We start from the raw sequence: 25173 nt of genomic DNA on the forward strand, positions 1-25173 counted from the left end.
CATGATTATTCAAAGAATTGAGGCTGTCGGTCTTTACAAGTCCATGAATGTGGCGGTTGATTTCAATCAGGACATGACAATGTTGGTTGGAATAAACGGCTGTGGAAAGACCAGCGTCTTGAACGTAATTGACTGGATGCTGGGTCCGGATATAGGAAAACTCTGCGCGACGCCATTTGAAAAAATTCGATTGTCGTTTGAGCATGAAAGTCAGCAATATCAACTTTCCGCCGAGAAAAGCGAAGATTTTCTGTCACTTTCGCTGCGAGGCGGTCGACAGCAGGTCGATCCGATTACCGTTTCCCTCTTTATGGCAGGGAAGATTGAGCTGGCTGAGCAGGAAGAGGTATACAGAAACTTTAGACTTGAGCGGCATGAATTGCCTCTTTGGGAAAGACTAAAGTCCTTCCCCAAGCCTGTCGTTATATCGCTGGACCGCAGCGTTCGAGCTGAGGTGGAGCAAACGGTTTACGAAGAATCGTCGGGCTATCTCAACCAGCGAAAGCTAGTCGCTACCAAGCCCGTTAAGTCTCCGCTGGCGCATGTTCAAAAAGTAACAAGCGAACGATATGCGCAATTTCGTCAAAAGGCAATTCAATATGACAACGAACTGAAGGCCCGACTGGCGATGTCCGCGCTTCAAGTTCCGTTTCAGTTTGCTGACGACAAACCTATTCATCGCATGACCACGGCAGAAACTGCGACTTTGCAGCGGAAGGTGGTGAGCTACCTGTCAAAATCTCTGAAAACTGAGGAGGTGGCAACAAAGGTTACCGAATTCTTTAAGGTCTTGGGGCGTTTGGAAGATCAGTTTTCAAAGTTTACTGCTACCAGTGGACCTACCTCTACGGAGAGCCCGGAAGTAGGGCTTTTTGCCGCGTTCATTTTCTCGCAATATAAGCAAGCCGACGACTTGGCTAAGGCATTTAACGACTTCGAGGAAAGGCAGGCGATAGCTTTCAAAGAGTTGAAGGTTTATTTGGATGCCGTAAATTCATTTCTTACTGATAGTGGGAAGAAGCTGGAATTCGATGAGGGGTCGGGAAGGCTTGTATTTTCTATCCTGACTAAGGCGGTTTCTAATGAAGACAAGAGGAGTATTGAATATCTCTCCTCTGGTGAGCGGCAAATATTGATACTCTTTACGTTCTTGGCTTTCGTCGCTAAGAGTGGCTCTCTATTTATCGTGGATGAGCCCGAGATATCTTTGCATCCGAAATGGCAAAGTGAATTCATGTCTGCATTCCTTCAGCTTTGTCCTAAGGATACACAGATTCTTCTGGCAACTCACTCGCCCGATATTGTTGGAAAATATCGAGCGAAATGCACTACTCCGCAGAATTTCTGAATTGGAGTAGGGCATGGACTTTCAGTTGCCACGGCGGAGCGATGCAGGCTTAGCAGCGCTGGATATCTTTTATCAAGGGTTCAATCAGGTCAACTTCTACGTCGAGGACTCCGATCAAGAAAACTTGTATGAAGTTATCCTGAGGAAGCATTTCTCAAATTTGACAATTGAGCGAATATTCCCATTGGGAGGTAAATCTAATGTGCTCAACCATGCTAAAGATCCAAGCGCTCGCGCTCCCGGTGTAGTTCACGTATATTTGCTAGACAAGGATTTTGACGATTTCCTAGGAACTCAGGAAACGTTAGAGAATGTTTTCTATCTGGACAGATTTTGCATCGAAAACTATCTGCTTTCGTCGAAGGCGATCATGGAGGTGGTCGTAGAAACCCATCCGAAGAAGAAGCGTGAGGCAGTGCGAGACGAGCTGGATGTCAATGTGTTTTTGGCTGAGTCAATTGAAAGAGCCCTCCCTCTATTCGTTCTTTTCTTTGTGGTTCAGAAGCTGGGGCTCGAACTTCGAAACTGTAGTTTCCCGGCCGAGACTTTCTGCTATCAGGATCGCCGTTGGGAACCCGCGATTGAACACATTGCTCAATACCAATCTAAAGTCGTCGAGACCGCAGCCGGGGTTGGTGTTGACCCTCCTTTTGTTGACCCCTTAACGGATGAGCGCGTCGCTTGCATTCGAGGTGCAGATAATCACGCCGTGATCAGCGGAAAATTCTTGTTGACCTTGCTCTTTCATAGAATCAAATCCAAGTTTTCATTGGGTTCTATTACTTTTGAGTCATTTGTGTTTCGTCTCGCGAAGAATTCTGATTTGCTTGAATTGTCACCTATGGCTGAGCGAATAGGAGCGTACGTGAATCGATCCATGACGGAGTCGCATTAAGTTGACCATGTAGTTTAGTGTTTGCCACTGATTTATGTGGGTGCGCTACTTTTTCGAGTTGTTTTGGAAATTTCTTTTACCTTCTTCGGTAATGTTCGCTCATCGCGTCTTGGATTAATCTGGCTGTAGGTGCTCAAAACACTATTTGGCTGGCGGCCCTAGTGGCCTTCTCATTTGCCTCAATGGGCGAGATGGACCTATCCGTGAGGACGGTCGCACGTCGGCTAATCGTGTTTTGACATCTCGCCCACCCTCCGCATTCAATTGCTCAGGTGGTCGTCCCTCAACTGCCGTTTAGTTTAGGACCTCCTCCCCATGCTCTCCAATCGCTTCCTCGAATCCGTCGCCGAAAGCAATTTCCGCCTCTCAGAATTCCTCGCCCTCGAACACCTCGACTTGGACCCGGCCCCCGGCGCCTCCGCAGTCCCGCTCCTCGACCGCATGCCCCTCGCGCTCAATTCCGAACGCACCCTGGAGCAGCTCAGCGTCGCCTCCGGCAATCCCTATCGCTATGACATGCTCGAAGACGGCAGCTGCTACCGCTATCCGCTCGTGCTCAAGCAGTCCACCACCGTCCGCACCGCCATGTTGAATGTCCGCGAGCGCCTCACCCAGGTGATCTCGCTGATGCAGGATTTCGACGTCCCGATGAGCCAGCACCGCGCCAACGGCTGCCTCCGCGATACTGCCGTCGATCTCCTCCACGAAATCGCCAGCTTCTTCGCAGTCATGGAGATCGCGGTCGTCGAGGACCACAACCGCCAGGTGAAGAACTCGGTTCAGGCGAGCTGATGTCTCTCACTGGCAGACCTCCGACCAAAACCTCAGACCGCAAAAGAAAACGAGTGCCCACGCGGGAGCGTGTGGCACTCGTTTTGTTTTGTGGAATTCTTGAGGAATTGCGTCATTTCATGCTGGCATTCATGTTTTTTGATAAACATACTTGGCGCCCGAAGACTTGAGGTGGCTTCTCTTTGGTTAATCAGGTTGTTGCATTTGCAGCGAATTTCCTTAAAAGTGAGGATGCGACCAAGCGCCGATCGATAAACAATTTGTTTTTTCCGCCGCACGCGATCCACTTTTCGTTGGAGGAAAGCGGTTGGGAAATTTTTGGAGGTAGCTCACATGGCTCAGTATAAATATTCTCAATACCTAAATCAAAATGATCATGCGGCATACGATACGCTGCACGGTCCGGGCTCGCCGTGTCTGGATTCCGGGATCTATAGATGTGAGGCATGCGGAGATGAAATCGCGTCGAACAAGGGCAATCCATTTCCACCCCAGAACCATCATCAGCATTCCCCGGGGTTAGGTGCTATCCGTTGGAAGCTTATAGTTTTTGCGCAGCAGAAGTAGTCATCGCGAAAGAATATTCTTGAACGACAATTTGCGTTCGAGTTGCATTCTGGAAATTTGGACGCTTGAGCGAGTCAGTCATTTTTATTAAAAGTCAAATCATTCTAAAATGCGTATCCATTCTTCATTGGCCGAGGAGCAGTTGGCAACTCTTTGGCGTTCGATTGATAAAGCTGACGACCTTGAGATCGTAATTCTGAAAGGACATCTGTGGATTGAATATTGGTTGAATGAGAATATCTTGAATGAGTTTCCTGGTGGTCAACTTATCTTGCGTAAATTCTCATCCTTTGCTCAAAAAATGGATATCCTCGAAGCGTCGGGTCGGATTGCGTTTCCGCGGTTGTGCAAGCAGCTACGAGCTCTTAATTCCCTGAGAAATGATATTTCTCACGAACTCTTTCCGAGCAAGTTGGATGAAAAAATACTTGCCATTGCTTTCGATGATATATATGGACTCGCATTAAATAGTGACCACGCTGATCCTCTTCGGCGAATAACTGGCATTGTAAAGACTGCAATGATTCAGGTGAGCAACTGGTCGGATTCCAGAAACCACGAGTGGGCAAGGTCAGCAATGGCCTAGTTCGACCCGGCCCGCATCCTTGGAAAAACGAGTGCCCACGCGGGAGCGTGTGGCACTCGTTTTGTTTTGGTGGCGGCCAGATCGAATAGTTAATGTTGGATCACTCTTTCTTGGCATCGAATTGGCGCCTCTTTGCTATCGCATGACCTCGATTCCTTCTGTCGGGTGATCAAGCTCTTGATCCAAGACAAGATGACTCACCGGAGATCAAGTCTCCGCACCTGATTCTCCTACAGCGACTACTTTTGTTTGTGATTGAGAAGTCTGCGCCCGGGGGATACGCTTCGATCCTTCAACCCACGGCAACTAGCAGGCGCTCATCGGCCGACAAGTCCGAACTGAGGGCGTCATCCGCTTCGGCGGTTAATTTACTTTCGATCTTCGGAGTGGTTATGGCCGATTACGCGCAGATGAGCGTTGACGTTGTTGTCGTCTTGTTGCCCGGGTTGGTGGGATTGACGGTTTACTGCGCGTCGCTGCAGCAGCCGTTCTCGAAGAGCCCAGTTGAGTTCTTGCTCGTGGTTGCCGCGTCAAAGCTCGCTCAATACTTGGCAGTTGTGGTTCAGCCGAACTGGGCCCTGAAATGGTCGGATCTGTTCAACATGAGTCTGGCAATATTTGTGGCGATGTTGGCTGGAATCTTGCTGTCCATGTTCTCGGGAGCGAAGGACAAAAAACGGCGGAAATCGCGAACAGACCCTTCAAAGGCGACGTCGGCTCCTATGCGCTGGGGAGCAATGTTTCGCGGCGAGCGCAAGCATGTACTGCTTCATCTGAAAGGCGGCGGGCGGGTATTGGGCTGGCCAGAAGGGTGGCCGCACGAGCCCGATGCGGGCCACTTCCTGCTCGCAAACCCCCGCGATCTCAGCGGCACTTCCACCGAGATCGATGAGCAATCGAGCGCGGCAGTCATCCCGGTTTCGGATGTGGTGCGCGTGGAGTTCATTGACGCTAGGCGCTTTGCCTCGCTGAAGCGAATCCCGCGTGCGTTAACCACCCAAAGTTCTTGAGCCAAATTGGAGATTCGGCATGCAGATATTCACGGACCCATTCATTGCCTTCATTACTTACTGTGCGCCAGGCATCTGTGCCATCGTTCCCTATTGGCTGCTCTGGCGAGTTGAGAGGGATCGGGGCGACCGTCTCATGATGTTGTTCTGCTTCATCCTCTACTTTCGAGGTTTGCAAGAGGTCGCGTCTTTAGCCTCGAGGTTCGTCTTTGGAAGTTCGTTCGTCCTTGGCGACTGGGGAGAATCTTGGGGCAATTGGACGATGACGTTGATCGGCTTGGCGACAGGTTTGTATATGGGCCTCCGGTACCGTCGTATGGGAGAGGACGCAAATGATTTCTATCCCTGGGAACCATTTGCCTATCGCTGAGCGCCGACACCTCGCGTCTTCCCGGTTTCATCCATGAGGTCGACGGCCAGGAGTGCCAGGTCATGCCTGCCACCGAGTCCGCTGGCGCGAAGCAGATCTTCCGGTTGATGCCGCCGATTGCCGCCGTGGTCGCATCGGGGTCAGTCCTTGTTCTCGACGAGCTGGACCTGATCTGCACCCCCATCTGCTGCCCAAGTTGCTCGGTCTCTTCCTTCAGGAGACGGCTCCCGGTGAGCCCGTGGCGCGGTTGCTGTTCAGCACGCACCACAACGACGTGATGGACCTCTGCGGGCGCTTCCGCACGACGCTTGTCAACAAGGACAACAACCAGAGCTACACCTATCGCCTCGACGAGATCCCCGACGACGTGATTTGGAACGACGGCTCGCTGGTGCCGTCCTATAACGACCGCAGGATCGGCGGCGTTCCGCGCCTATGACGCGCTTTGGAAACTCGGGGAGAAGCTATGCGTGAGTCCGCTGCAATCGCCGACGCCGCCGTGTTCACGCCCCAGTCGTCTGCAACCGTGTCCTCATTTCCGCCGCGTACTCGGTGAACCCCAGCGACCGGTAGAGCTCCCGGGCGTCCTCGGTCGCGCCGAGCCGGACCTCGTTGATGCCCAGCCCGCGCAGGTGATCGAGTGCGGTCACGACGAGCGCCTTCGCGACCCCGCGGCGGCGATGGGGGCCTGCGGTGAAGACATTCGTGACCCGGGCCATCTGGCCGCCGGGATTGCCGCGCGTCGGTCCCCAATCCAGCAGGACCACGCCGGCGCCCCCCACGACGATCCCGTCGTCGACGGCGAACCAGCCCAGATAGCTGCCGGACCCGATGCGCGGCTTCACCCAGGCCGAGTAGGCGGGGCGACGCTCGGCATCGTCCTCGCGAAAGCAGCCATGCGCCGCGACTTGATCAGCGTCGGAAGGGGCGACGCGCCGAATGACCCAGGGTGTGTCCATGCGGGCATTGTCGGTGCCTCGCATCGGCGGCAGCCCGTGGCAGTTCCGCCGCCGAATGCCCAGCGCGAGCACTGCGCGACCCATAATCCCCCGCATGAAACTTGTAGTGGCTGTTCATTTCGATGGCGCGCAGGCGAATGCCGCCGCCGTGGCCTTCGATGCCTGGGATGCCGCTGAAGCGGAGAAGACTTACGTCTCGCGCATCGCTCATGTCGAGAAGGCTGTCCGCGGAGAACTCGACCTGCGGGAACTGCCCTGCGTGATGCAACTGCTGCGCGAGCACAACCTGGAACCCGAGCTCCTCCTGATCGACGGCTTCGTCCATCTGGATGCCGACGACACGCCCGGTCTTGGCCAGCACCTGTATCACGCGCTGGGTGGCCGGGTGCCCGTCGTCGGCGTGTCGAAGAAGCGCCTGCCGGGTCTGTCGTCGCAGTTCGAGGTCATGCGCGAAGAGGAAACGCCGCCGCTGGTGGTGACCTGCGCGGGCATCGACATCGGCGCGGCCAAGGTGCGACTGCGATCCATGCACGGCAGGAAGCGCGTGCCGACGCTCATGAAGCTCGCGGCTCGTCTGGCGAAGAACAGCGATTGAATTCCCGCTGCAGTGGCTCTCCCGCGAATCGGCGCCCTCTGGCGATGTCACGGGAGGCGTTCGACCGTACTCCAATTCCTCGCCATGAAACCTCAGCCTTTCGCCCTGACTCTGCTGCTATTGACGACCTCCGCCTTTGCGCAGGCGACCCCTGACGCCAGTCAGAGGGCGGTGCTGGAGGACTACATCACCAGGATCAACGAGAAAGAGTCCGAGGCCATGTTTTGCGTGGCGACGCGGATCAATGGCAAGGGCATCACGCATGCCCTTGACGACACAAGAAGGCGGTCGTATGGCAAGGGCAACACCTTCTACTTCTATCTGACCGACCGGAAGCTCGATCCCGGACCCTTGAAGGTCACCCTGCGCTGTGAGTACGCGTTTGCCAGGCCGATCGATGCCCTGTTGAATTCAACGCCTTCACTGGAGGGAACAATCGACTTCGAGCCCGAGGCCGGCAAGGAGTACGAGGTGCGTGCCGACCTGGATGGTCCGGATTGGGCCATCTGGATTCGCGATGCGCGAACGCGCTTGCCAGTGACGAAGGTGGTCTACGGCGTTCCGTCCAAGTGAACCTGGGATGCAAGAATGGAGTCGTCCGCGAGAGCGAACCGATGGCCCTTCCAGCCTGTGAGGCAAGGCCAGCCGCCTGGCGTTGCAGGCGTCTGTCGCGCCTTGATTCCCTGACCCGCGCGGAGGGCGGTGCGACTGCCTTCGCTCGGTGTGAAGCCCATGCAATTCCTCTTCGACGTCATCCTCGCGCTGTGCGCTTTGCTGGCCATGGCAAATTGGCTTGGGATGGCACACGCGATGATCACCGGGAAGTCCTTTTCCTTCGCTCCGCCATTTCTTCTCGGCCTCCTGGCCTGCGTCCTCCTCGCGCTGCACCCCAGGGCAGTGGTCAATCCCTATTGGCCTTCGCCGCTGGTGCTCGATCCGAGCCTCGCTTTCGCGATGGCCGGTATTGCGATCAATCGGCTGTCGAGCCGCGGTCGGCGCAAGTCCTGACACCGGACGACAATGACAAGCACATGTCGAGTTGATCCTCAATGAGCAGGATGAACTCGAAATCGAGGAAGGGCAGTGGCATCGGAAGGACAGGATCTACACCACGCTGACGCAGAGCGCCGACGGCCAGCCGGTGGTTATCCGAAATGCCCGGAACATTGACGTCTACGAGATCAAGTCGCTCGTTGACGGCGTGCTCACGCTCCGCCATCCGAAGATGAATCTCAGCTTCGTGGCGGCACGGGTGGCCTGTGTCACCAGCCCGACCAGTCCTTCAGGGGCAACGCCTCGTCCCTGATGGCCGGATCGATCCGCTTGCGGTCGCGACCCTTGCCCAGGTGATCGACGATCTCGCCCGTCAGCAGGTTGCGGCTGACTTCGCGGATCGTCTCATTCGGCTCGTTCATGTGCTGGATCGTCATGACGCGGTCGCCGATGTACCGCAGCGCGCCGCGTCGGACGGCAAACTGCAGACGCACGCTGACGTTGTCGGCCCCGCCCACGCCCAGGCTGCTCGTGCAGCCCAGGAACAGCGAATGTCGTTCGATCGCCACTGCGGTCGAATGTTTGCAGTCGTCTCCGACGTCTGATTCGGTCCAGAGCTCCAAGTGACCCTGCTCATTCGTCGTAAAGACGACGATGCGCAGCTGCTGGCTCCAATTGCTTTCATCCGACTTTGGCGCGCGGAGCGAGACGGCGATCTCCGGTCGCCCGTCGTCGTCGAGATCGCCAGTGGCCGTCTCCAGCAATTCGTGATCCGGGTGGAGGGCCGCGATCGCGCTGGCGATATCGGCAAACCCGGCATTCGCCGGCGCTGCGGCCGCGACCACTGCTGTCCAGAGCACGCCAATCAGCAACGGGGCGATACAAGGCGAACGTTTCGTTCGTGGCGAGGTGAGCTTCTCTCGGCGGTCCGGCTTCAACGGAAATCCTTTCGGCGACGAATCGAGGCCATGGGTCCGGCCCCTCGTAGTGTCGGGTGAATTCCCGTTCCGCGGCGGCAGTGGACGCGAATAAAGTCGGCCTCCGGCGACTTGCACCGGCACGCACCGACTCGAATGAAGAAACTGAATTTCCTCAGCCTCTTCCGCAAGCCGAGATCGCGCCCCGAAACGACATTCTCCGAGGAGGCGGAAGCCTGTCTGCGGACCTGGCGCATCTACGCCATCGCCAACGATGTCCTGAACCAGAAGGTGGTCGTCAGGCAGCCGGCCTTTCCCGTCACGATCGAGTTCTTCAATGATCCGAAGTGGGCGGCCCCGCAGAAATTCAACGCTCTTCGCGACGCCAAGGTCGCGACGACATGGCAAGCAATCATCGGGAGAATATGGTGGGTCTGAGCATTCAAGTAGGTGGTTTCGAGGAAGACGACTGGGAGATGTACGACACCCTCTCCAAGGCGCTCGTTGAGGCCGGTTTCGCGCCGCACGACGAGCCGCGCGGCTTGGGGCCTGACGGCGCCTTCTCGTGCGAGATGGCGGGGTACTCCGGGCTGCATTCCCTGCGGCGACTGGCCGCGTATCTCGGTCAGGACCTGCCGGTCCCCGGTCCATGCACAGACGATGCCGCCGACGACCCTGTGCTGCGGGACTATTACGACCTCCTGGCACCAGGATTCGAGCACCTCGTGCTGCACAGCGACGCCGAGGGCTTCTACGCGCCGGTCAGCTTCGACGAGGTCATCTTCCCCAGCGAGGAACTCGAGGTGCCAGGCGGCATGGTCGGCTCGTCCGTGCAACTCATGGATGAGTGCCTCCGTCTCGCGCAGTGGCTGGAGCTGCCGACCGCCATCGACCACGAGAGCGATGAGGTCTGGGATGCCTTGGGCGATCCTCCCGCCGACGGTCCCAAGTGGAAGGTCTTCGGCAAGGAGTCCTTCCACTGCATCCGTCTGATCCGCGCCTGCGAGGCCTCCATCCGGACCGGGGCGGCGGTGGTGTTCTGCTGAGACGGGCGTGTGCGGCCGGAGGTGATACAAGCTCCCCATCGCCCCGCCTGGCCAGTGGGTGCCCCAGGCACCGAACCTGCCGCCCTGTCGCCGATGCCCTTGATCCCTTCACCGAATCCTTCCGACCCCCGCGCCGCCGACCTGCGCCGCATGAAGCGTGTCGCGCTGGGCTGCCTGCTCGCGTCGCTCGCCGGCCTGATCGTGAGCCTCCTCATGGGCGCTCAAGGCCCCTGGGCCTGGCTCAAGGCCTTCTGCGAGGCCGCCGCCATCGGCGGCCTGGCCGACTGGTTCGCGGTCGTCGCGCTGTTCCGCCACCCGCTCGGGATTCCGATCCCGCACACCGCGCTCATCCCGCAGGGCAAGCACCGCATCGCCGACAGCCTGGCCGAGTTCGTCCGCGACAACTTCCTCCACCCCGAGGTGTTGCTGCAGAAGCTCGAGATCCTCAACCCCGCCGAGCGCCTCGGCCAGTGGCTGCGCGAGCCCGCCAACCTCGCGCAGGTCACCGGCTCCGTCCGCACGATGGCCGTCGAGGCGCTCTCGCTGCTCAACGAGCAGGCCGTGCGTCGCGCCATCGGGGAGTTCCTCGTCGCCCGCGCGCTGTCCTGGAACGCCACCGGCACGGCGGCCTCGGTCCTGGACGTGCTGACCAAGTCCGGCCGTCACCAGGACGTGCTCGACGGGGCGCTGTCCAAGCTGCGCGACTACCTGTCCACGCCGGAGGTGAGGGCGCTCGTCGCCGCGCGGCTGGTGAAGTTCGCCAGCGCCCAGTGGCCGAAGGCCGTCAAGCTCGTCGATACCATCGCCAACGTCGACAAGATGGCCGACAGCCTGTCCGACAAGCTCGCGCTGCAGCTGGTCGAGGAAGTGCAGACCGCGCTCTCGCAGCCGGACCATTCGGTGCGCCGCCAGTTCGACGACTGGATCCACGAGTTCATCGAGCGCCTGCGCCACGACCCCGAGTTCGCCAGCGAGGTCAACGCGATGAAGGACCGCGTCGTGCAGAGCGACGACGTCCGCGCCTACCTCGACGGCGTCTGGACGGAAGTCCGCGCCACCATCGAGCAGGACCTGCGCCGCGACGACTCCGTGCTGATGCGGCACCTGGACCAGTCGCTGGCGGCGCTCGGCGACCGGCTGAGCCGCGATCCGGCGCTGGTGCAGGCGATCAACAAGCACGTGCTGTCCGCCGCGGAGCGCATGGTCGGCAGCATGCGCGAGGGCGTCACGCGCCACATCGCGTCGACCGTCAAGGCCTGGGACGACCGCAGCCTCGTGCGGCAGATCGAGCTCAGCGTCGGGCGCGACCTGCAGTTCATCCGCTTGAACGGCACGCTGGTGGGCGGCGTGATCGGGCTGCTGCTGTACGCGGTGACCGTATGGATGACCCGCTGAGTGCGCGTGCGTCCGACCTCACATGATGACCAATGGCGTGGGGGAGAGGCCAGTGCGCACCTGCAGGCGGAAGTCGCGCAGCAGATCCGGATTGACGTCGATCTGACTCAATACATCGGGACGGGACAACACCTGGACCTCCGTCAGGCTGAAGACGGACTTGGCGATCTCTGGACCTGGGAGCACCAGAGCGCGTACCCGCCCCTTGGCGCCTTGCACGTAGATCCCGGAAAGCGCTCGCCACAGGATCGTGGCCTCCGCATAGCGGGACATGAGGTTGAGGTGCTTGGCCACGCGCAGCGCGTGATCGAACAGGGATTCGCCGAACTCCGCCACATGGAACTGTCGCAGTCGGTCCTCGAGAGTGACGTAATCGAACCGAACGGGATCTTGCCGCCTGGCGATGGCCAGGCATTCCCAGGCGCTCAAGCGCTGCTTCTCCTCGCCCTGAGGTGTGCCCTCGGCTGTTGACGATTCGAGCTTCAACAGCGAACCGCTGTAGACGACTGTTTTGTCCGGCGGCGCCGGCAACCTCCGACGCACTTCAGGATGTTGTCGAAGGAACGACAGAAATCGCGTCAGTGCAGGATCGAGTGTCGCCATGGTCGCGTCTCCCCCTTGGAATGGCCTCGGTTATAGAGCGTGCGCACTACCGGGCCAAGTCCTTGGACTAGGGGGCGACGTCGCGGATGGGTGACGCGCTGCATGCGGGACCTCTCGCCCTTAGACTCCAGCCGTCGCCAGAACAGGAATCGCCACCATGCCCCGTTACGTCGCCTTCCTCCGCGGTGTCAGCCCGATGAACGCCCGGATGCCGGACCTGATCCGTGCGTTCGAGGCTGCCGGCTTCACGCGGGTGAAGACCGTGATCTCGAGCGGCAATGTCGTCTTCGATCACCCCGGCGCACCGGTCGACGAGCTCGAACGCATCGCCGAGCAGGCGATGACCGACACGCTGGGCAAGACCTTCGGCACCACCGTGCGGCCGGTCGAACACCTCAGACAGATCGTCGACGCCGAGCATCACGCCGTTTTCAATCCGCCGGCCGCGGCCAAGCAGCTGATCACCTTCCTGAAGAAGCCGCACGAGGGCCAGGTCTCGCTGCCGCTCGAAGGCGAGGGCGCCGCGATCTGCAAGCTCGACGGCGTCGAGGTCTACAGCCACTACCTGCCCAACGACAAGGGACCGCTGTTCATGACGATGCTGGAGAAGACCTTCGGCAAGCAGATCACCACGCGCACCGTCGACACCGTGCGTAAGTGCATCAAGGCCTGACGCTCACGACGCACAGCTCACGCACCACGGACGGCGCACGATGGAACGCGCGCGCCGGCCTCACGACAGCACGTTGTAGAGCCGCAGGATCCACCACTGCTGCACCGCCAGCGCGACCAGCACCAGCGCCCATTGGAAGCGCCGGCTGGTGACCAGCGCCGCGACGCCGCACAGCACGATGGCCGCCGCCGTCTTCACGCCGTAGGCCGTGCCCAGCTCCTGCAGGTGCATCGCGCCCTTGAGCGCACTGTCCGCCACGTCCAGCAGCAGCGTGAACGCGAGGATCCCGAAGAACCAGCGTCTTCGCGACTGGAAGTAGTCGCGGTAGCCGGCGTACTCGGCGATGTCGTCGGGGAAGAGGATCGCGCACAGCAGGTACAGCACCGCGCTGTAGCCGACCACGAACGCGAACTGCAGGAAGTGCCAGGGGCCCACACGGCTCAGCGCGAATTCCCACCACCAGAAGTGGATCAGCGTCACCAGCATGTAGAGCGCCCACAGCAGGTGGACGCCGTCGACCTTCAACCGGCCCGGGTGCTGCACGAACTTCGCCAGCCCCGACAGCAGCCGCGCGATCGACAGGCTGACCACCATGCTCAGCACCATCCGGATGTGGATGAACTGGGTCGGATCGGTCGCGGTGTGGTCCATCGGTCGGGCTCCTGGCGCGGCACCGGTTCGTGGCGCCATCGAGGGCAGTCGAGCAGGGCGGCGGCGTCAGGCGCGCCGCCACGGACGCATGATGCGCCTCAGGCCACGCACGCCCGGTTCTTGCCGGTGCGCTTGGCCTCGTAGAGCGCCTCGTCGGCGCGGTCCAGCGCCTGCTCCATCGTCTCGCCCGCGCGGAACAGCGTCACGCCCGCCGAGAAGGTGACGAACACGTCGCGTCCCTCGTGCATGAACAGGCTGGCCGACAGCGAGCGCTGCAGCCGCAGCAGCACCGCCTGCGCCTCCTCGAGCGGCGCCTCGGGCAGTATCAGCACGAATTCCTCGCCACCCCAGCGCCCGACCTTGTCACCCGGTCGCAGCAGCCCCGACACCCGCGACGCCAGCGCCTTCAGCGCCTCGTCGCCGGCCGCGTGGCCGAGGTTGTCGTTGAGCTTCTTGAAGTTGTCGATGTCCAGCAGCGCCAGCGCCAGCGGCTTGGGATCGCGGTCGAGCTTGGCCCGTTCGGTCTCGAAGGTCGCGATCAGGCCGCGCCGGTTGGCCACCTGCGTCAGCTGGTCGGTCTGGACCTCGCTGGACAGCCGGCGCAACTCGCCTTCCAACTGCTCGACGCGCCCGGCGAGCTGCGTCGCGCGGTCGTGTTCGTCGCGCAAGCGGCCTTGCGTGTTCTGCACCAGCGACTGCACGCTGCGGCTTTCCTCGACCATCTCGCGCACGACGCCCGCCAGGCTCTCCAGCGAGTCCGCCTGTTCGATCACGGTCGCGTACTTGCCCACGCTGTCGCTGAAGCGGTCGGTGTGCTGGCCGAGCTCGCCGAGCTCCTGCAGCATGCGGTTGATCAGGCCCTTGAGCGCGTCGCGGGCGCGGCCGCGTTCCTCGCGCAGGCTGTGCTGGCGCTCGCGCGTGCTGTGCAGCAGCTCGCTGACCGAGCGCACGCTGCGCGCCGTCAGGCCCTGCGCCAGCGTCTGGCTCATCGCCTCGCACTGGCCTTGCGCCCAGGAGTCGTCCTCGGCCAGGTCGGTCAGGCTGCCGGTCAGCTCGCCGCAGAGCTTGCCCAGCTCGGTGAACGCGTGATTGCGGTGGTCCAGCCAGCGTCGCGCGCGGATGCACAGCGCATCCATCTGCGCCGCGCGCTCGGGCGTCGCGCCGTCGCGGATGAGCTCCGCATGCGCCACGCCCAGTTCGTCGATCAGTTCCTGCGCCCGCGCGTCGTCCGAGCGCAGTGCGTGCCGCACGGTGCCGTTCAAGTGCGTGCCGACCTCCTGCCACGATTGCAGGCCGGCGTCGGAGGTGGCCGACGTCCCGGTGGCCGCGGTGTCTGCGGTCGAGCCACCCATCAGCGTGTCGAGCGTGCCGTATCGGCCGCCTTCCGCATTGGGCGCTGCCGCGGCGCCGGCCTCCGCCGGCGGTTGGGCGATCTCTTCGTCGGTGAAGAACTGCGTCGGCGTGCCGGCGCGCTCTTCGTCCTCGTCGTCATCGTCCTGTGCGACCGATGCGGCCCGCGCCGCGCCGGAGCCGACCGTGGACGGCAATTCATCCAGCGGGGCCGGTTGCGTCTCGACGCGCGAGTCGCCCACGTCGCTGTCCCAGCTCGCGACCAGTTGCTTCAGGCGCAGGGTCAGTCGTTGCGGGTCGCTGCGATTGCTCTGCAGCACGCGCAGCACGCCGTCCTTCTTGCGCGCCAGCGTCCATTGCCGGCCGCCGCGTTCCAGGCCGCGCATCATCCGTTCGATCAGCTGGGCCAGTTGCTCGGCCTGGGCGCCGGGGCCGTGGGTCTGCTGCAGCCCTTCCAGCGCGCGCTGGAGCTCGTCCCACCTGCCTTCGCGCACCTGCGTCGCGAAGCCCTGGCGCTGCTGCGGATCCGGCACGGCCAGGCCCAGCAGCCGCGCCACCGATGCCTGTGCACGTTCGGGCAACTGCGTGCCCGCGCCGCCGCGGGCGGGCTCGCCGGACTCCTGCGCATAGGCGCGGGCGTAGTTCTCGGGGGTGGGTTCCAGCTTGTCCAGCGCCAGCCGGCGCAGGGCCGCTTTTGCCAGGAGAGCGGGGGGCTGCTGCGGCATCGGTCGGAGCTCGGTGAAAACAGGGAAGGGCGCTGACGCTCGCGGCCGGAACCGGGATCAGCGTGTCGGAAGGTCTTCGCCGGCGTCGGACGTCGGCAGGATCCAGGGAGCCTTGCGCGGCAGCACGGTCTGCGCGAGCCAGCGCTCCAGGTCGTCCGGCGGCAGCGGTTTGCTGAACAGGAAACCCTGCATCAGGCTGCAGTCCAGTCTGCGCAGCACTTCCATCTGCCGCAGCGTCTCGACGCCCTCGGCGATGACCTGCAGGCCCAGCGAGCGCGCCAGCGCGATGATCGCGGTGACCACCGCCGAGCTCTGCGGCGTGATGCCCAGGTCGCGGACGAAGCTGCGGTCGATCTTCACTTCGGAGATCGGCAGCGTCGTCAGATACGCCAGCGACGAGTAGCCGGTGCCGAAGTCGTCGATCGAGATCTCGACGCCGACCTCGTTGAGCCGGTGCAGCGACGGGATCACGCTCTGCAGGTCCTTCATCAGGCCGGTCTCGGTGATCTCGAGCTGGATCGCGCGGTGCGGCACGCCCCACTGGCTGACGAACTGGTGGATGTGCTCGACCAGGTCCGAACGCTCGAACAGCCGGTTGGGCAGGTTCACCGCGATGGATTCGCTGAAGCCGAAATTCAGCTGCCAGACCTTGGCCTGGCGCGCGGCCTCGCGCAGCGCCCATTCGGACAGCGGCACGATCAGGCCGGTCTCCTCGGCCAGCGGGATGAAGTCGCCCGGCGGCACCAGCGTGTTGCCGCGCCGCCAGCGCATCAGCGCCTCGGCGCCGACCATGCGGGCGGTGCGGACGTCGATCTTGGGCTGGTAATGCAGCACCAGCTCGTCGCGCTCGATCGCCTTGTGCAGCGCAGATTCGAGCTCGAGCTTCTCGCGCCCGCGGCCCGCCAGCATCGGCGAGTACAGCGCCGACGCGTTGCGGCCCTGGTTCTTGACCGCGTACATCGCGACGTCGGCGTTGCGCAGCAGGTCGGCCATCGTCAGGCCGTCGCGCGGGTAGAGCGAGATGCCCACCGACGCGGTCACGAAGCATTCCTGGCCGGCGATGAAGATGGGTTCGCGCAGGGCGTCCAGCACGCGCTGGGCGACGCGCTCGGCATCGCTCTCGTCGCCGACCTCGGGCAGCAGCGCGACGAACTCGTCGCCGCCCAGGCGGCCCACCGCCTCCAGCGTGCGGTGCGAGCGCGTGCCGACCGATTCCAGCATCCCCTCCATCACCTGGTCGCTGTGACGCACGCAGGAACGCAGGCGGCGGCCGACCTCCATCAGCAGGTCGTCGCCGGCGGCGTGGCCCAGCGTGTCGTTGATGACCTTGAAGCGGTCCAGGTCGATCAGCAGCAGGCCGACCTCATGACCCATGCGACGGCCGGCCTCGATGGCGCGCTCGGCGCGCCACATCAGCTGGCGGCGGTTCGGCAGGCCGGTCAGCGCGTCGAAGTTGGCCAGCTCGCGGATGCGGTCCTCCGCCATGCGGCGGTCGGTCACGTCCTGGATGACGCCGGTGTAGCCGCAGGCGTTGCCGTGCTCGTTGAACTCGGGCTCGGCCTCGATGTGGATGACGCGCTTGCGGCCGTCCAGCAGCGTGAACGGCAGGTCGGTCACCAGCACCGAGTTGTGGGCGACCACGTCGCGCAGCAGGCGCATGAAGAGCAGGCGCTCCTCGCGCGGCACCATGCGCATCACGCCGATGAAGTCCAGCGGATCGGCGGGCCCGCGGCCGAAGACGCGCAGCGCCTCGTTGGCCAGCTTGAAGCCGTGGCCGGTCTGCCACTCGAAGCTGCCCATGCGGGCCAGGTCTTGCGCGCGGGCCAGCTTGGACTTGCTGCGTTCCAGTTCCTGGCGCGTGCGCGAGCTGCGCAGCATGTAGCGCAGCCGGCCGGCCAGCAGCCGCCATTGGGTGGACTTGACGAAGAAGTCGGTCGCGCCGGCCTGGTAGGCGCGGTTGATCGAGGCCTCGTCGTCGAGGCCGGTCAGCATCAGGATCGGCGCGTTCTCGAAGCCGGGCAGGTTGCGCAGGCGCTCGCAGGTCTCGAAGCCGTCGAGATCCGGCATCAGCGCGTCCAGCACGATCAGTTCGGGCGTCCATTGCGTGACCAGCTGCAGCGCCTGCTGCCCGCCGGTCAGCGCGGTGACCTCGAAGCCGTGTTCCTGCAGCGCCGCCTCGATCAGCATCAGGTTGACCGCGTCGTCGTCCACCAGCAGGACGCGCGGCCGTTCGATCAGTTCGCCTTCCTTCACGACGCGGCTCATCGTGGGGGGTGAAGCAGTTGTTGCATGGCGAGGCGGGCGGCGGCGATGTCGTCCAGCACGGTCCCGATGAGGTCGGCCAGGCCGTCCTCGCGACCGGCGCGGGCCAGGCCTTCGATCTCGGCGCAGCGCTGCGACAGCACCGTCGCGCCCAGGCTGGCCGCGGCGGACTTCAGGGTGTGCGCCACGTGGCGCAGTGCGTTCAGGTCGCGGGGCGCGTCGCGCCCCTGCGCGAGGATCTGCTCCTGTTGATCCAGCGACTTCAGGAAGGCGGCCACGACACGTTCCAGCAGATGGTTCACGCCGGCCGGGTCCAACTCGCGCAGACGGGCGAGCGCCTGATCGTCCAGCACGGCGGGTTCGGGCTGTGTCCGGGAGGGCATGGTCGTGGCGTAGTCTGGTGACATCTTCTGATCATGGCGCCGCAGGAGGTTCCACGCGGAGTTGCAGACCATTGTCGTTCACCGCAAGGATGCGAGCGTGCGAAAAAGCAGTCAATTCTGGTGTTCTTGGAGACGCCGCTCGGGGTAAGTCCTGGGGTGGGTGTCGCATCCATGCCGCCTGACGCGAAGCGCCGGGCATCCCCGCCCCGCGTTCGAGGCCCGGGGGTCAGCGCTTGCCTGCCTACAATGGTCCGCATGAACAGGTTGGGGGAAGCCGCGGCGCGCCGTCGGCCATGGAAGGGAGCCGCGCTGGCCTTGGGGCTGGCGGTCGTGGTCCTGCTTCTCCTGCTGGCGCTCAACCTCGAGCCCACCGGCCCCGGCCTGGTGCTGACCGCCGTGATGGCGGGCGCCGCGCTGATGATCTTCGTGGCCGCGCTGACCTGGCACCTCGCGGTGCGGCTGGCGCGGGCGCAATTCGGCGAGCTGCTGCGCGAGAGCCGGCAGCAGGCGTTGTCGCTGACGCAGCTGCAGCCGGACTGGCTCTGGCAGACCGACGCGCAACACCACCTCGTGCGCTGGCAGGCGCCGCAGGGCGCGCCCGCCTCGAGCTGGGCCGGCACGGCGATGAACGGCGCGGTGACGCAGCGGCTGTGGGAACGTTTCCAGTCCTTGCCGGTCCTGTCCCCGGGGCCGGACGATTCACCGCCGGACGGCCTGCTGCCGGATGTGCGTCGCCATGTCGAGCCGGGACAGAGCTTCGACCGCCTGCGTGTCGTCGACGGTCAGGGCCGCCGCTGGGAACTGCGCGGCCAGGCGACGACCGACGCCGCGGGCCGATTCGCGGGTTATCTCGGCGCGGCGCGCGTGCTCGACGAAGCGTCGGCGACGAGTCCGGACACGGCACCGTCGGGCGCCTCGGCGGGGGCTGTCCCCACCGCCACGACGGACTGGCTGCAGGCACTGCCCGGCCCCGCCTGGCTGTTGAGCGACGGCGGCGGCGCGGGCGGCGGGTCCGGGTCGTCCACGCGCCTGATCGATTTCAACGAGGCGGCCGCGCAGATGATGGGCGGCTCGGAAGCCCGGGGTCAGCTGTGGCGCGCCTGCGAGGAAAGATTGCCCGAGGAGCTCCGCCAGGCGCTGGCGCAGCCCGACCTGCAATCCGGCAGCGCGTGCGGCGCCTGGTGGCTGTGCCTGACGGCGCTGCCGCATGGCGGCGGCACGCTGCTGACGCTCTGGCCGCAGGGCGCGGTCGAGACCGTGCCGGCGGCGCTCGCGATGCAGGCCGCGGAGCAGGCGCGGGCCGACCAGGCCTCGTTCAGCTACACCGTGTCGCACGACCTGCGCGCGCCGCTGCGCGTGGTGGAAGGCTTCACCCGCATCCTCAAGGAAGACTACGGCCGGCTGCTGGACCGCGCCGGCAACGACCACCTGGACCGGGTGCTCGGCGCGTCGACGCGGATGCACAGCATGATCGACTCGCTGCTGGCGTTGTCGCACCTGTCGTCGCAGGCGCTGCGGCACGAGACGGTGGACCTGTCGCTGCTGGCGTCGCAGGTGCTGGACGAACTCCGCCGCGGCGCCCCGAACCGTGCGGTCGATGCCCAGGTTCAGCCGGGCCTGCGCGTGCAGGGCGATCCGACGCTGCTGCGGATGGTGCTGGAGAACCTGCTCGGCAACGCCTGGAAGTACAGCGGCAAGCGCGACCACGCCGAGATCCGTTTCGAATCCGAGCAGCGCCAGGGCGAGCGGGTGTTCGTCGTCACCGACAACGGCGCGGGCTTCGACATGCGTTTCGCGGACCGCCTCTTCGGCGTGTTCCAGCGGCTGCACAGCGCGAGCGATTTCCAGGGCACCGGCGTCGGGCTGGCGTCGGCGCGGCGCATCGTGCGCCGGCACGGCGGCGACATCTGGGCGGAGTCGGAAGTCGGGCAGGGCGCCCGGTTCTACTTCACGCTGCCGAACTGAGCGGCGACAGATCCGCGTCCGTCGGGGGATGAGCCGCCGGGCGGATCAGCTCCCGAGCGCGAGCTGCTCGACCGCCTCGACGATGCGTCGGGCCTGTTCCCCGGTTTCGACCGACTGTTCCGCGGCCATGCGCTCCAGGCGCGACAGCGCCTGCGCGCGTGTCAGCGAGTAGCGGTGCATCAGCACGCCCAAGGCCATCGCCTCGATCACCTCGAGTGACGCGCTCGGCTCGACGGCTGGCGCCGGCGGGGCCGCGACGGTGCGCGCGGGTCGGTTGGCGAAGGCGGCCTCGACGGCGGGGACGATCTGGTGGATGTCCAGCGGCTTGACGAGGTAGGCGAGGGCGCCGAGTTCCTTCACCTTGGCGATGGTGGCCTCGTCGGCGAAGGCCGAGAGGAACATGAAGGGCAGCTGCAGGTAGTCGCGCAGGTAGCCGGCGACGTCGAAGCCGGTCATGCCTTCCATGCGGATGTCGAGCAACGCGAGGTCGGGGCGGTGCTGGCGCGCGATGAGGATGGCGTCGTCGCCGTTGTCGGCGTCGAGCACCTCGTAGCCGGCCTGGGCGAGGCCGTGCGTCAGGGTGGCGAGCACCAGCCGGTCGTCGTCCACGACCAGGATGCGGCCCTTGCCGCTCGCGCCCACGTCCTTGCTCACGCTGTCCACGCTGCTCCCGAATCCAAGGCAACCCCGATCAACGGGGGACTGGAGATTGTCACCGAAATGCCGTGGACGGGTCCGCAGGGGCGGGACCCCGGTTTCGGGTGGTCACAACCGACCCCGCGGGCCGGGCGAAGCGCTGCCGTCGACGTGCGAATCGGGAATGCGTTGCACACACGCGGAGAGTGCCGACACGGATGCGGCGGACAGTCCCTGATCACGGCAACTCTGCGCCCATTGATCGAGCGCGGCCTCTTCGACCTCGTCGATGACGGCGCTGGCGCCCGCCTCGTCGAGGTCGAAGCTCGTGGCGGCGGACAGCATGTTTTCGCGCGTGGCCCACGCGCCGAGATCGCCGACGCCCAACGCCTGTTGACGGACCCTGGGAGGCCGCAGCGCAGGGACGATGTCGTAGGCGGGCGCGAGGCGGAAGGCGTCGGGACGTTCCTCGTCCGCCAGCATGCCGTGATTCCGATCGTGATCGTCACCGTTGCCGACGACGGCGTTGAACACCATGCGCCGGAACAGCTCGCGGCGGTCTGCCGCGCTGCGCGCGGAGAGCCGACCCAACTCGCGCGCAAACCGAGGATACGAGCCGAAGAAGCTGTAGCGCTGGGTCGATTCCCCGCTGGCCAGCAAGGTGCGCGCGCTGAGGAATGCATCGCGTGTCCATCCCCCGTCGCGCGCGGTGCGGTCAAAGCGTCGCACGAGCAGCACGTCGAGGTCCGCGATGGAGACCACTTCATGGACGACTGCCCGGATGCCGCATCGGCTCGCGAGCGTCAACGCCGCGGCTTCCAACCGTGCCATCGGCGCTTGCGCCGAGTCGCGCCGCGACGGGAACTTCACCAGCCACTGCTGACGGCCGTCGGCAATGGTGATCTTCGGTCGCGCGCCGCCGAGGCCCGTGTTGGGCAACAACTGGCGCTCCAGCCCCGGTGGCAAGGGACGTTGGAGATCGAGCGCTGATACGACATGACACGCATCTTCAAGCCAGGACCGATCTTAAGGATCAAGCCATTCAGGCAACCGCTCTGGAGATTCGCTGAACGCCAGATGACCGACATGATCCTGTTGCGATTTCAGCAGGTAGTCGATCGGCGACGATTGCTGACCGTAGGCGCGATCGATGACATAGCGGCCCCAGTCGTCTGGGGATGCATCGGCGATGACACCGAAGAGTCCGCCGAGCGATGCCGTTGTCTTTGGGGAGTCGTTCAACGGCAGAGCAATTGGATCGATTGACAAGGCGTCGTTGCGTTCCAGATAGCGACGACCATAGACGAACGCTCCTTGAGCCGATCCATTCGCAACGGCCTCGTGCGTGAACCGGCCGCACAACGTCGGTTGCGTTTCCCCAGGTAGAAAGCACCAGACGTAGGCGGACTTAGAAGTCATTGTCGGTAGCTCTTCTCACACGCACGCGCCGGCCATGTGCGCCGAGTTCGAGCGTGAGTCCGGTGTGGTCCAGACCAGCATCCGCGACCACATCGATCTGTTCGTTGAGTCCGAGCGCCCAGAGCGCGCGTAGATAGGCGCCGAATCCAGTGCCGAGGTCTCCGCGTTCAATCGCCGCGATCGACTTTGTCGACAGGTCCGCCCGGGCGGCCAGGTCTTCCACGCGCCAACCGCGACGAGTGCGTGCGGCACGGACTCGCGCGCCAAGCGCGCTGGCTTGGGCGATGAGTGCGTCTGGATAGGGTCTGGCCGGCGTTCTCACGAAATGACTCCTTCGTGGAATATTAGCCTAGTGCCGTATTTATGGAAATAAAAGCGGTTTAATTGGTTTAATAAAGGGCTTTATAGCGCCTCCAGCAACTGCACGCCGGGCGGCCACAGGCTGAGCTCGCAGACGACCTGATCGCCGTCCTGCGTCAAGCCGAGCAGCGCGCTGCGCCTGGGCAGCAGCGCGCGCACCAGACCCAGTCCGGACACGCCGCCGCGCACCTGCGCGAGGTCGAATCCCGCCGGCAGCGTCCCCTGGTTGACGATGCGCAGCACCACCTGCTCGGGATCGAAGCGCAGTTCGCAGCGCACCGGCGTCTCGCCGCCGTGTTTCACCGCGTTGGTGAACAGCTCGTTGAGCGTCAACGCGATCGGGATCGCCTCGGCCTCGGGCAGGCCCCAGCGGTGCGACTGCTCGGCCATCGCGCCGTCGATCTCGACCAGGATCTCCCGTCCGAACATCCGCTGCACCGAGCCCATTACCGCCTCGACCACCTTGCGCAGCCGCAGCGGTCCCGACATGCCCACCTGCAGCCCGTAGACCTGCGCGATTGCCTGCACCTGGCCGACGGCCTCGTTGATGACCGTCCGCACCTCGGGCCGTCGCGCCGCGATCTGCTGTAGCAGTCCGGCCACGCCCTGGAGGTTGTTCTTGATCCGGTGGTGGACCTCGCGCACCAGCAGCTCCCGCTGCGCGATCGCGGCCTCCAGACGGGCGGCTTCCTGCGCGCGCTGCTGCGTCACGTCGGTGGCGACCAGCAGCAGTTGCTCCGGCTCCAGCTCGCCGCTGGCGTCGTTGACGCCGGCCAGATGCAGCAGGCGCGCGTCCCAGATGCGCGCCTGTCCGCGAACGGTCAGCCGGTACTCGCGCTGCAGCACCTCGCTGCTCTGCAGCGCGAATTCCATGTCCGAGCGGATCGTCTCCGCCTCGTCGCCGCTGCCGAAGAGCGCTTCCAGGCTCGCGCCCAGCAGCTCTTCCTCCGGCCGGCCGGCCAGCGCCGCGGCGGCCTGGTTGATCTGGCGCACCTGCAGCGTGCGCGCGTCGTGCAGGCTGATGGCGATGGGCGCGGCCTCGATGATCCGGTGCAGCGAGGCCTGCGCCTGCTGGCTCTGCGCCTCGGCCTGGCGGCGGCGTTCGATGTCGAGCAGCGCGTAGGTCAGCTGGCGCGAGCTGTCCGGCCCGACCGTCGCCACGGCGTTGCCGACCACCCAGAACTCCCGCCCGTCGCGCGCGACCACGCGGCATTCGAAGGTCTCGGCCTGGCCCTCGGGCAAGTCGTCGAGGTAATGCGTCTGGCGGAACGGATGATCCGGCGCCTCGGTCGCGACGCTGCTGATCGGCTGCCCGGCGAATTCCGGCAGGTCCCCGCCGAACATCCGCCGCGCCGAGCGGTTCATCCATTCGATGCCCTGCCGGCCCACCGTCACGATGCCCACGAGCACCGAATCGAGCACTGCGCGCTCGCGCTCCGTCTGCAGGTTCAGCGAATGCTGCAGCAGCTCGTTGCGCTCCTGCGCCTGCTGGTGATCGGTGATGTCGACGGTCAGCACCGAGGTCGTCTTCTGGCCCGAGGCCAACTGGCCGATCTCGACACGCGTCATCAGCCAGCGCAGTCCGTGCTCGGGATGCCGGACCGCGTAGCGTGCCACCGTCGGCGTCGCCTGCTTCAGCGCCTGCTGGAGCTTCTCGTATTCGGCGCGCGATTCGGGCTCGACCATGTCGCGGTTGACGCCCTGCAATGCGGGCGCCGGCCGCATGCCCTCGTCGCCGGGGACCGGCGGCGGCGGTGGCGCGCCGGTGCCGGGCCGCGACCAGCCGCCTTCCGCCTGGAAGGTCGCCAGCCCGACGCCAGCCGTGTCCATCAAGGTCTGCAACTGCTGCTGCGCGAGCTCCAGATCCTGCTCCGCGCTGCGATCCTCGAGCATCACCAGCGTGCGCGGTCGCGTCCACGGGCCGCTCAGCCGGCGCGCGCGCACGCGGATCCAGCGTCGACGATCGCCGGGCGGCGCGAGCAGTGCGTTGCGGTGCGTTTCCTGGCCCGACTCCGGCGCCTTCGCATGCAGGAGATCGCGCCACTCGGGCGGCAGCTCGTGCAGGCTGATCGGCATCTGCGGACTCAGCCGCCGGCACAGCGCCGCGAATGCGCCGTTGAAGCGCAGCAGCAGGCCCTGGTCGTCGTGCATCAGCGCGGGCAGGGGACAGAGGTCGAGCCACTGGTCGATCTCCGACTGCATCCGTTCCGCGCGTTCCCGCGCCGCGAGTTCGGTGCTGTGGTCCTGCAGCAGCGCCAGGCCCAGCCCGCCGTCCAGCGGATGCACCCAGGCCTGCAGCAGGTGATCGCGGCCCTGGTCGTCGACCAGACGCAGCTCCTGCGCCTTGCCGCTGGGCAGCAGGTGCTCACCTTTCAGGGAGACCTCGCCCATCAGCCCCTGCAGCCGCGCATTGGTCAGCAAGACCTGGCCCTTGGCGTCCAGGACGAAGGCCGGCCACGGTCCTTCCCACAAGCCGGCGAGCAGGTCGGCCAGCGCCAGGCCGCGCGCGGTCAGCAGCGCGCGCAGCGCGTCGAGATCGGGGGAGGCGAGGGGGAGTTGCGTCGACACGGGCCGAGTTTATGCCGGGTGGAGGCCGCCTATCTGCAACGGATTGAGCGTTGGCCGCCAGGTCGCAGGGCCCTGGCGGCAAGCGCCAGAACCCTGCGACCTGCC

Annotated in this window: 27 protein-coding genes; 15 read left to right on the plus strand and 12 right to left on the minus strand. The window is 64.1% G+C overall.

What is annotated here, in order from left to right; genetic code table 11:
• The first annotated feature begins 1 nt into the window (after position 1).
• From AC07PR_RS12380 to AC07PR_RS12405, 6 genes are all read left to right on the plus strand, one after another.
• Entirely contained in the window at positions 2 to 1348 is a 1347-nt protein-coding gene (locus AC07PR_RS12380) for an AAA family ATPase (protein ID WP_495135478.1), read from the plus strand.
• 13 nt (positions 1349 to 1361) lie between these two features.
• A complete protein-coding gene (locus AC07PR_RS12385; RefSeq protein WP_495135479.1) occupies positions 1362 to 2243 on the plus strand; it encodes a DUF4435 domain-containing protein in 882 nt (293 codons plus the stop codon).
• 315 nt (positions 2244 to 2558) lie between these two features.
• Positions 2559 to 3035, plus strand: a complete 477-nt coding sequence (locus AC07PR_RS12390; RefSeq protein WP_495135480.1) for a hypothetical protein — start codon at positions 2559 to 2561, stop codon at positions 3033 to 3035.
• A 676-nt stretch (positions 3036 to 3711) separates the two neighbouring features.
• A complete protein-coding gene (locus AC07PR_RS12395; protein ID WP_495135481.1) occupies positions 3712 to 4188 on the plus strand; it encodes a hypothetical protein in 477 nt (158 codons plus the stop codon).
• A gap of 392 nt (positions 4189 to 4580) precedes the next feature.
• Entirely contained in the window at positions 4581 to 5198 is a 618-nt protein-coding gene (locus AC07PR_RS12400) for a DUF6338 family protein (RefSeq protein ID WP_495135482.1), read from the plus strand.
• 566 nt (positions 5199 to 5764) lie between these two features.
• A complete protein-coding gene (locus AC07PR_RS12405; protein ID WP_495135483.1) occupies positions 5765 to 6007 on the plus strand; it encodes a hypothetical protein in 243 nt (80 codons plus the stop codon).
• Positions 6008 to 6071: 64 nt separating this feature from the next.
• On the opposite strand, the gene AC07PR_RS12410 is transcribed toward AC07PR_RS12405, so the two are convergent.
• Positions 6072 to 6527 carry a GNAT family N-acetyltransferase gene (locus AC07PR_RS12410; protein WP_495135484.1) on the minus strand — a complete coding sequence of 152 codons (456 nt, stop codon included), beginning with the start codon at positions 6525 to 6527 and terminating at the stop codon, positions 6072 to 6074.
• 94 nt (positions 6528 to 6621) lie between these two features.
• Here AC07PR_RS12410 and AC07PR_RS12415 point away from each other — a divergent pair, with 94 nt between their 5' ends.
• The 4 genes from AC07PR_RS12415 (at position 6622) to AC07PR_RS12430 (ending at position 8428) form a co-directional block, all read left to right on the plus strand.
• Positions 6622 to 7122: an endonuclease V gene (locus tag AC07PR_RS12415; RefSeq protein ID WP_495135485.1), complete on the plus strand. Its 501-nt coding sequence runs from the start codon at positions 6622 to 6624 to the stop codon at positions 7120 to 7122.
• An 84-nt stretch (positions 7123 to 7206) separates the two neighbouring features.
• A complete protein-coding gene (locus AC07PR_RS12420; RefSeq protein WP_495135486.1) occupies positions 7207 to 7695 on the plus strand; it encodes a hypothetical protein in 489 nt (162 codons plus the stop codon).
• A 159-nt stretch (positions 7696 to 7854) separates the two neighbouring features.
• Positions 7855 to 8130: a hypothetical protein gene (locus AC07PR_RS12425; RefSeq protein WP_495135487.1), complete on the plus strand. Its 276-nt coding sequence runs from the start codon at positions 7855 to 7857 to the stop codon at positions 8128 to 8130.
• A gap of 31 nt (positions 8131 to 8161) precedes the next feature.
• Positions 8162 to 8428, plus strand: a complete 267-nt coding sequence (locus tag AC07PR_RS12430) for a hypothetical protein (RefSeq protein WP_495135488.1) — start codon at positions 8162 to 8164, stop codon at positions 8426 to 8428.
• Here the strand turns inward: AC07PR_RS12430 and AC07PR_RS12435 are convergent.
• A complete protein-coding gene (locus tag AC07PR_RS12435) occupies positions 8385 to 9053 on the minus strand; it encodes a hypothetical protein (protein ID WP_495135489.1) in 669 nt (222 codons plus the stop codon). The two genes, AC07PR_RS12430 and AC07PR_RS12435, sit on opposite strands and share 44 nt — an antisense overlap.
• 135 nt (positions 9054 to 9188) lie before the next feature.
• Here AC07PR_RS12435 and AC07PR_RS12440 point away from each other — a divergent pair, with 135 nt between their 5' ends.
• The 3 genes from AC07PR_RS12440 (at position 9189) to AC07PR_RS12450 (ending at position 11473) form a co-directional block, all read left to right on the plus strand.
• On the plus strand, positions 9189 to 9470 hold the full coding sequence (locus tag AC07PR_RS12440) for a hypothetical protein (RefSeq protein WP_495135490.1): 282 nt from the start codon (positions 9189 to 9191) through the stop codon (positions 9468 to 9470).
• A gap of 38 nt (positions 9471 to 9508) precedes the next feature.
• A complete protein-coding gene (locus AC07PR_RS12445) occupies positions 9509 to 10078 on the plus strand; it encodes a putative DNA-mimic protein (protein ID WP_495135491.1) in 570 nt (189 codons plus the stop codon).
• A gap of 150 nt (positions 10079 to 10228) precedes the next feature.
• Positions 10229 to 11473, plus strand: a complete 1245-nt coding sequence (locus AC07PR_RS12450; RefSeq protein ID WP_495135492.1) for a DUF445 domain-containing protein — start codon at positions 10229 to 10231, stop codon at positions 11471 to 11473.
• 18 nt (positions 11474 to 11491) lie between these two features.
• Here AC07PR_RS12450 and AC07PR_RS12455 read toward each other — a convergent pair whose 3' ends face one another.
• The gene (locus tag AC07PR_RS12455) at positions 11492 to 12076 is read right to left on the minus strand and encodes a hypothetical protein (protein ID WP_495135493.1); all 585 of its coding nucleotides are present in this window, start codon (positions 12074 to 12076) and stop codon (positions 11492 to 11494) included.
• A gap of 157 nt (positions 12077 to 12233) precedes the next feature.
• Between AC07PR_RS12455 and AC07PR_RS12460 the strand changes: the two genes are divergently transcribed.
• Complete coding sequence (locus AC07PR_RS12460) at positions 12234 to 12749, plus strand: DUF1697 domain-containing protein (protein ID WP_377161367.1); 516 nt, start codon at positions 12234 to 12236, stop codon at positions 12747 to 12749.
• Between the two features lie 60 nt (positions 12750 to 12809).
• Here AC07PR_RS12460 and AC07PR_RS12465 read toward each other — a convergent pair whose 3' ends face one another.
• From AC07PR_RS12465 to AC07PR_RS12480, 4 genes are all read right to left on the minus strand, one after another.
• The gene (locus AC07PR_RS12465) at positions 12810 to 13400 is read right to left on the minus strand and encodes a hypothetical protein (protein ID WP_495135494.1); all 591 of its coding nucleotides are present in this window, start codon (positions 13398 to 13400) and stop codon (positions 12810 to 12812) included.
• 98 nt (positions 13401 to 13498) lie between these two features.
• Entirely contained in the window at positions 13499 to 15475 is a 1977-nt protein-coding gene (locus tag AC07PR_RS12470) for a GGDEF domain-containing protein (protein WP_495135495.1), read from the minus strand.
• 57 nt (positions 15476 to 15532) lie between these two features.
• Positions 15533 to 17740, minus strand: coding sequence for a putative bifunctional diguanylate cyclase/phosphodiesterase (locus tag AC07PR_RS12475; protein WP_483107397.1), 2208 nt, complete (start codon positions 17738 to 17740; stop codon positions 15533 to 15535).
• Positions 17737 to 18144: an Hpt domain-containing protein gene (locus AC07PR_RS12480; RefSeq protein WP_483107396.1), complete on the minus strand. Its 408-nt coding sequence runs from the start codon at positions 18142 to 18144 to the stop codon at positions 17737 to 17739. The genes AC07PR_RS12475 and AC07PR_RS12480 overlap by 4 nt, the downstream gene beginning before the upstream one ends.
• A gap of 231 nt (positions 18145 to 18375) precedes the next feature.
• Here AC07PR_RS12480 and AC07PR_RS12485 point away from each other — a divergent pair, with 231 nt between their 5' ends.
• Entirely contained in the window at positions 18376 to 20085 is a 1710-nt protein-coding gene (locus AC07PR_RS12485) for a sensor histidine kinase (RefSeq protein ID WP_495135496.1), read from the plus strand.
• Between the two features lie 45 nt (positions 20086 to 20130).
• Here the strand turns inward: AC07PR_RS12485 and AC07PR_RS12490 are convergent, their stop codons facing one another.
• The 5 genes from AC07PR_RS12490 to AC07PR_RS12510 all read right to left on the minus strand — a co-directional run bounded on the left by AC07PR_RS12490 (position 20131) and on the right by AC07PR_RS12510 (position 25068).
• Positions 20131 to 20739, minus strand: a complete 609-nt coding sequence (locus tag AC07PR_RS12490) for a response regulator (RefSeq protein ID WP_377161383.1) — start codon at positions 20737 to 20739, stop codon at positions 20131 to 20133.
• A gap of 111 nt (positions 20740 to 20850) precedes the next feature.
• The gene (locus AC07PR_RS12495; RefSeq protein WP_495135497.1) at positions 20851 to 21687 is read right to left on the minus strand and encodes a type II toxin-antitoxin system HipA family toxin; all 837 of its coding nucleotides are present in this window, start codon (positions 21685 to 21687) and stop codon (positions 20851 to 20853) included.
• A 60-nt stretch (positions 21688 to 21747) separates the two neighbouring features.
• A complete protein-coding gene (locus AC07PR_RS12500; protein ID WP_495135498.1) occupies positions 21748 to 22140 on the minus strand; it encodes a HipA N-terminal domain-containing protein in 393 nt (130 codons plus the stop codon).
• The gene (locus AC07PR_RS12505; RefSeq protein ID WP_377161387.1) at positions 22130 to 22462 is read right to left on the minus strand and encodes a helix-turn-helix domain-containing protein; all 333 of its coding nucleotides are present in this window, start codon (positions 22460 to 22462) and stop codon (positions 22130 to 22132) included. Before AC07PR_RS12505 ends, AC07PR_RS12500 begins: the two co-directional genes overlap by 11 nt.
• 80 nt (positions 22463 to 22542) lie before the next feature.
• A complete protein-coding gene (locus tag AC07PR_RS12510) occupies positions 22543 to 25068 on the minus strand; it encodes a sensor histidine kinase (RefSeq protein WP_495135499.1) in 2526 nt (841 codons plus the stop codon).
• Positions 25069 to 25173: the final 105 nt, after the last annotated feature.

This window comes from Roseateles sp. GW821-FHT09H11 (genome assembly GCF_059415845.1).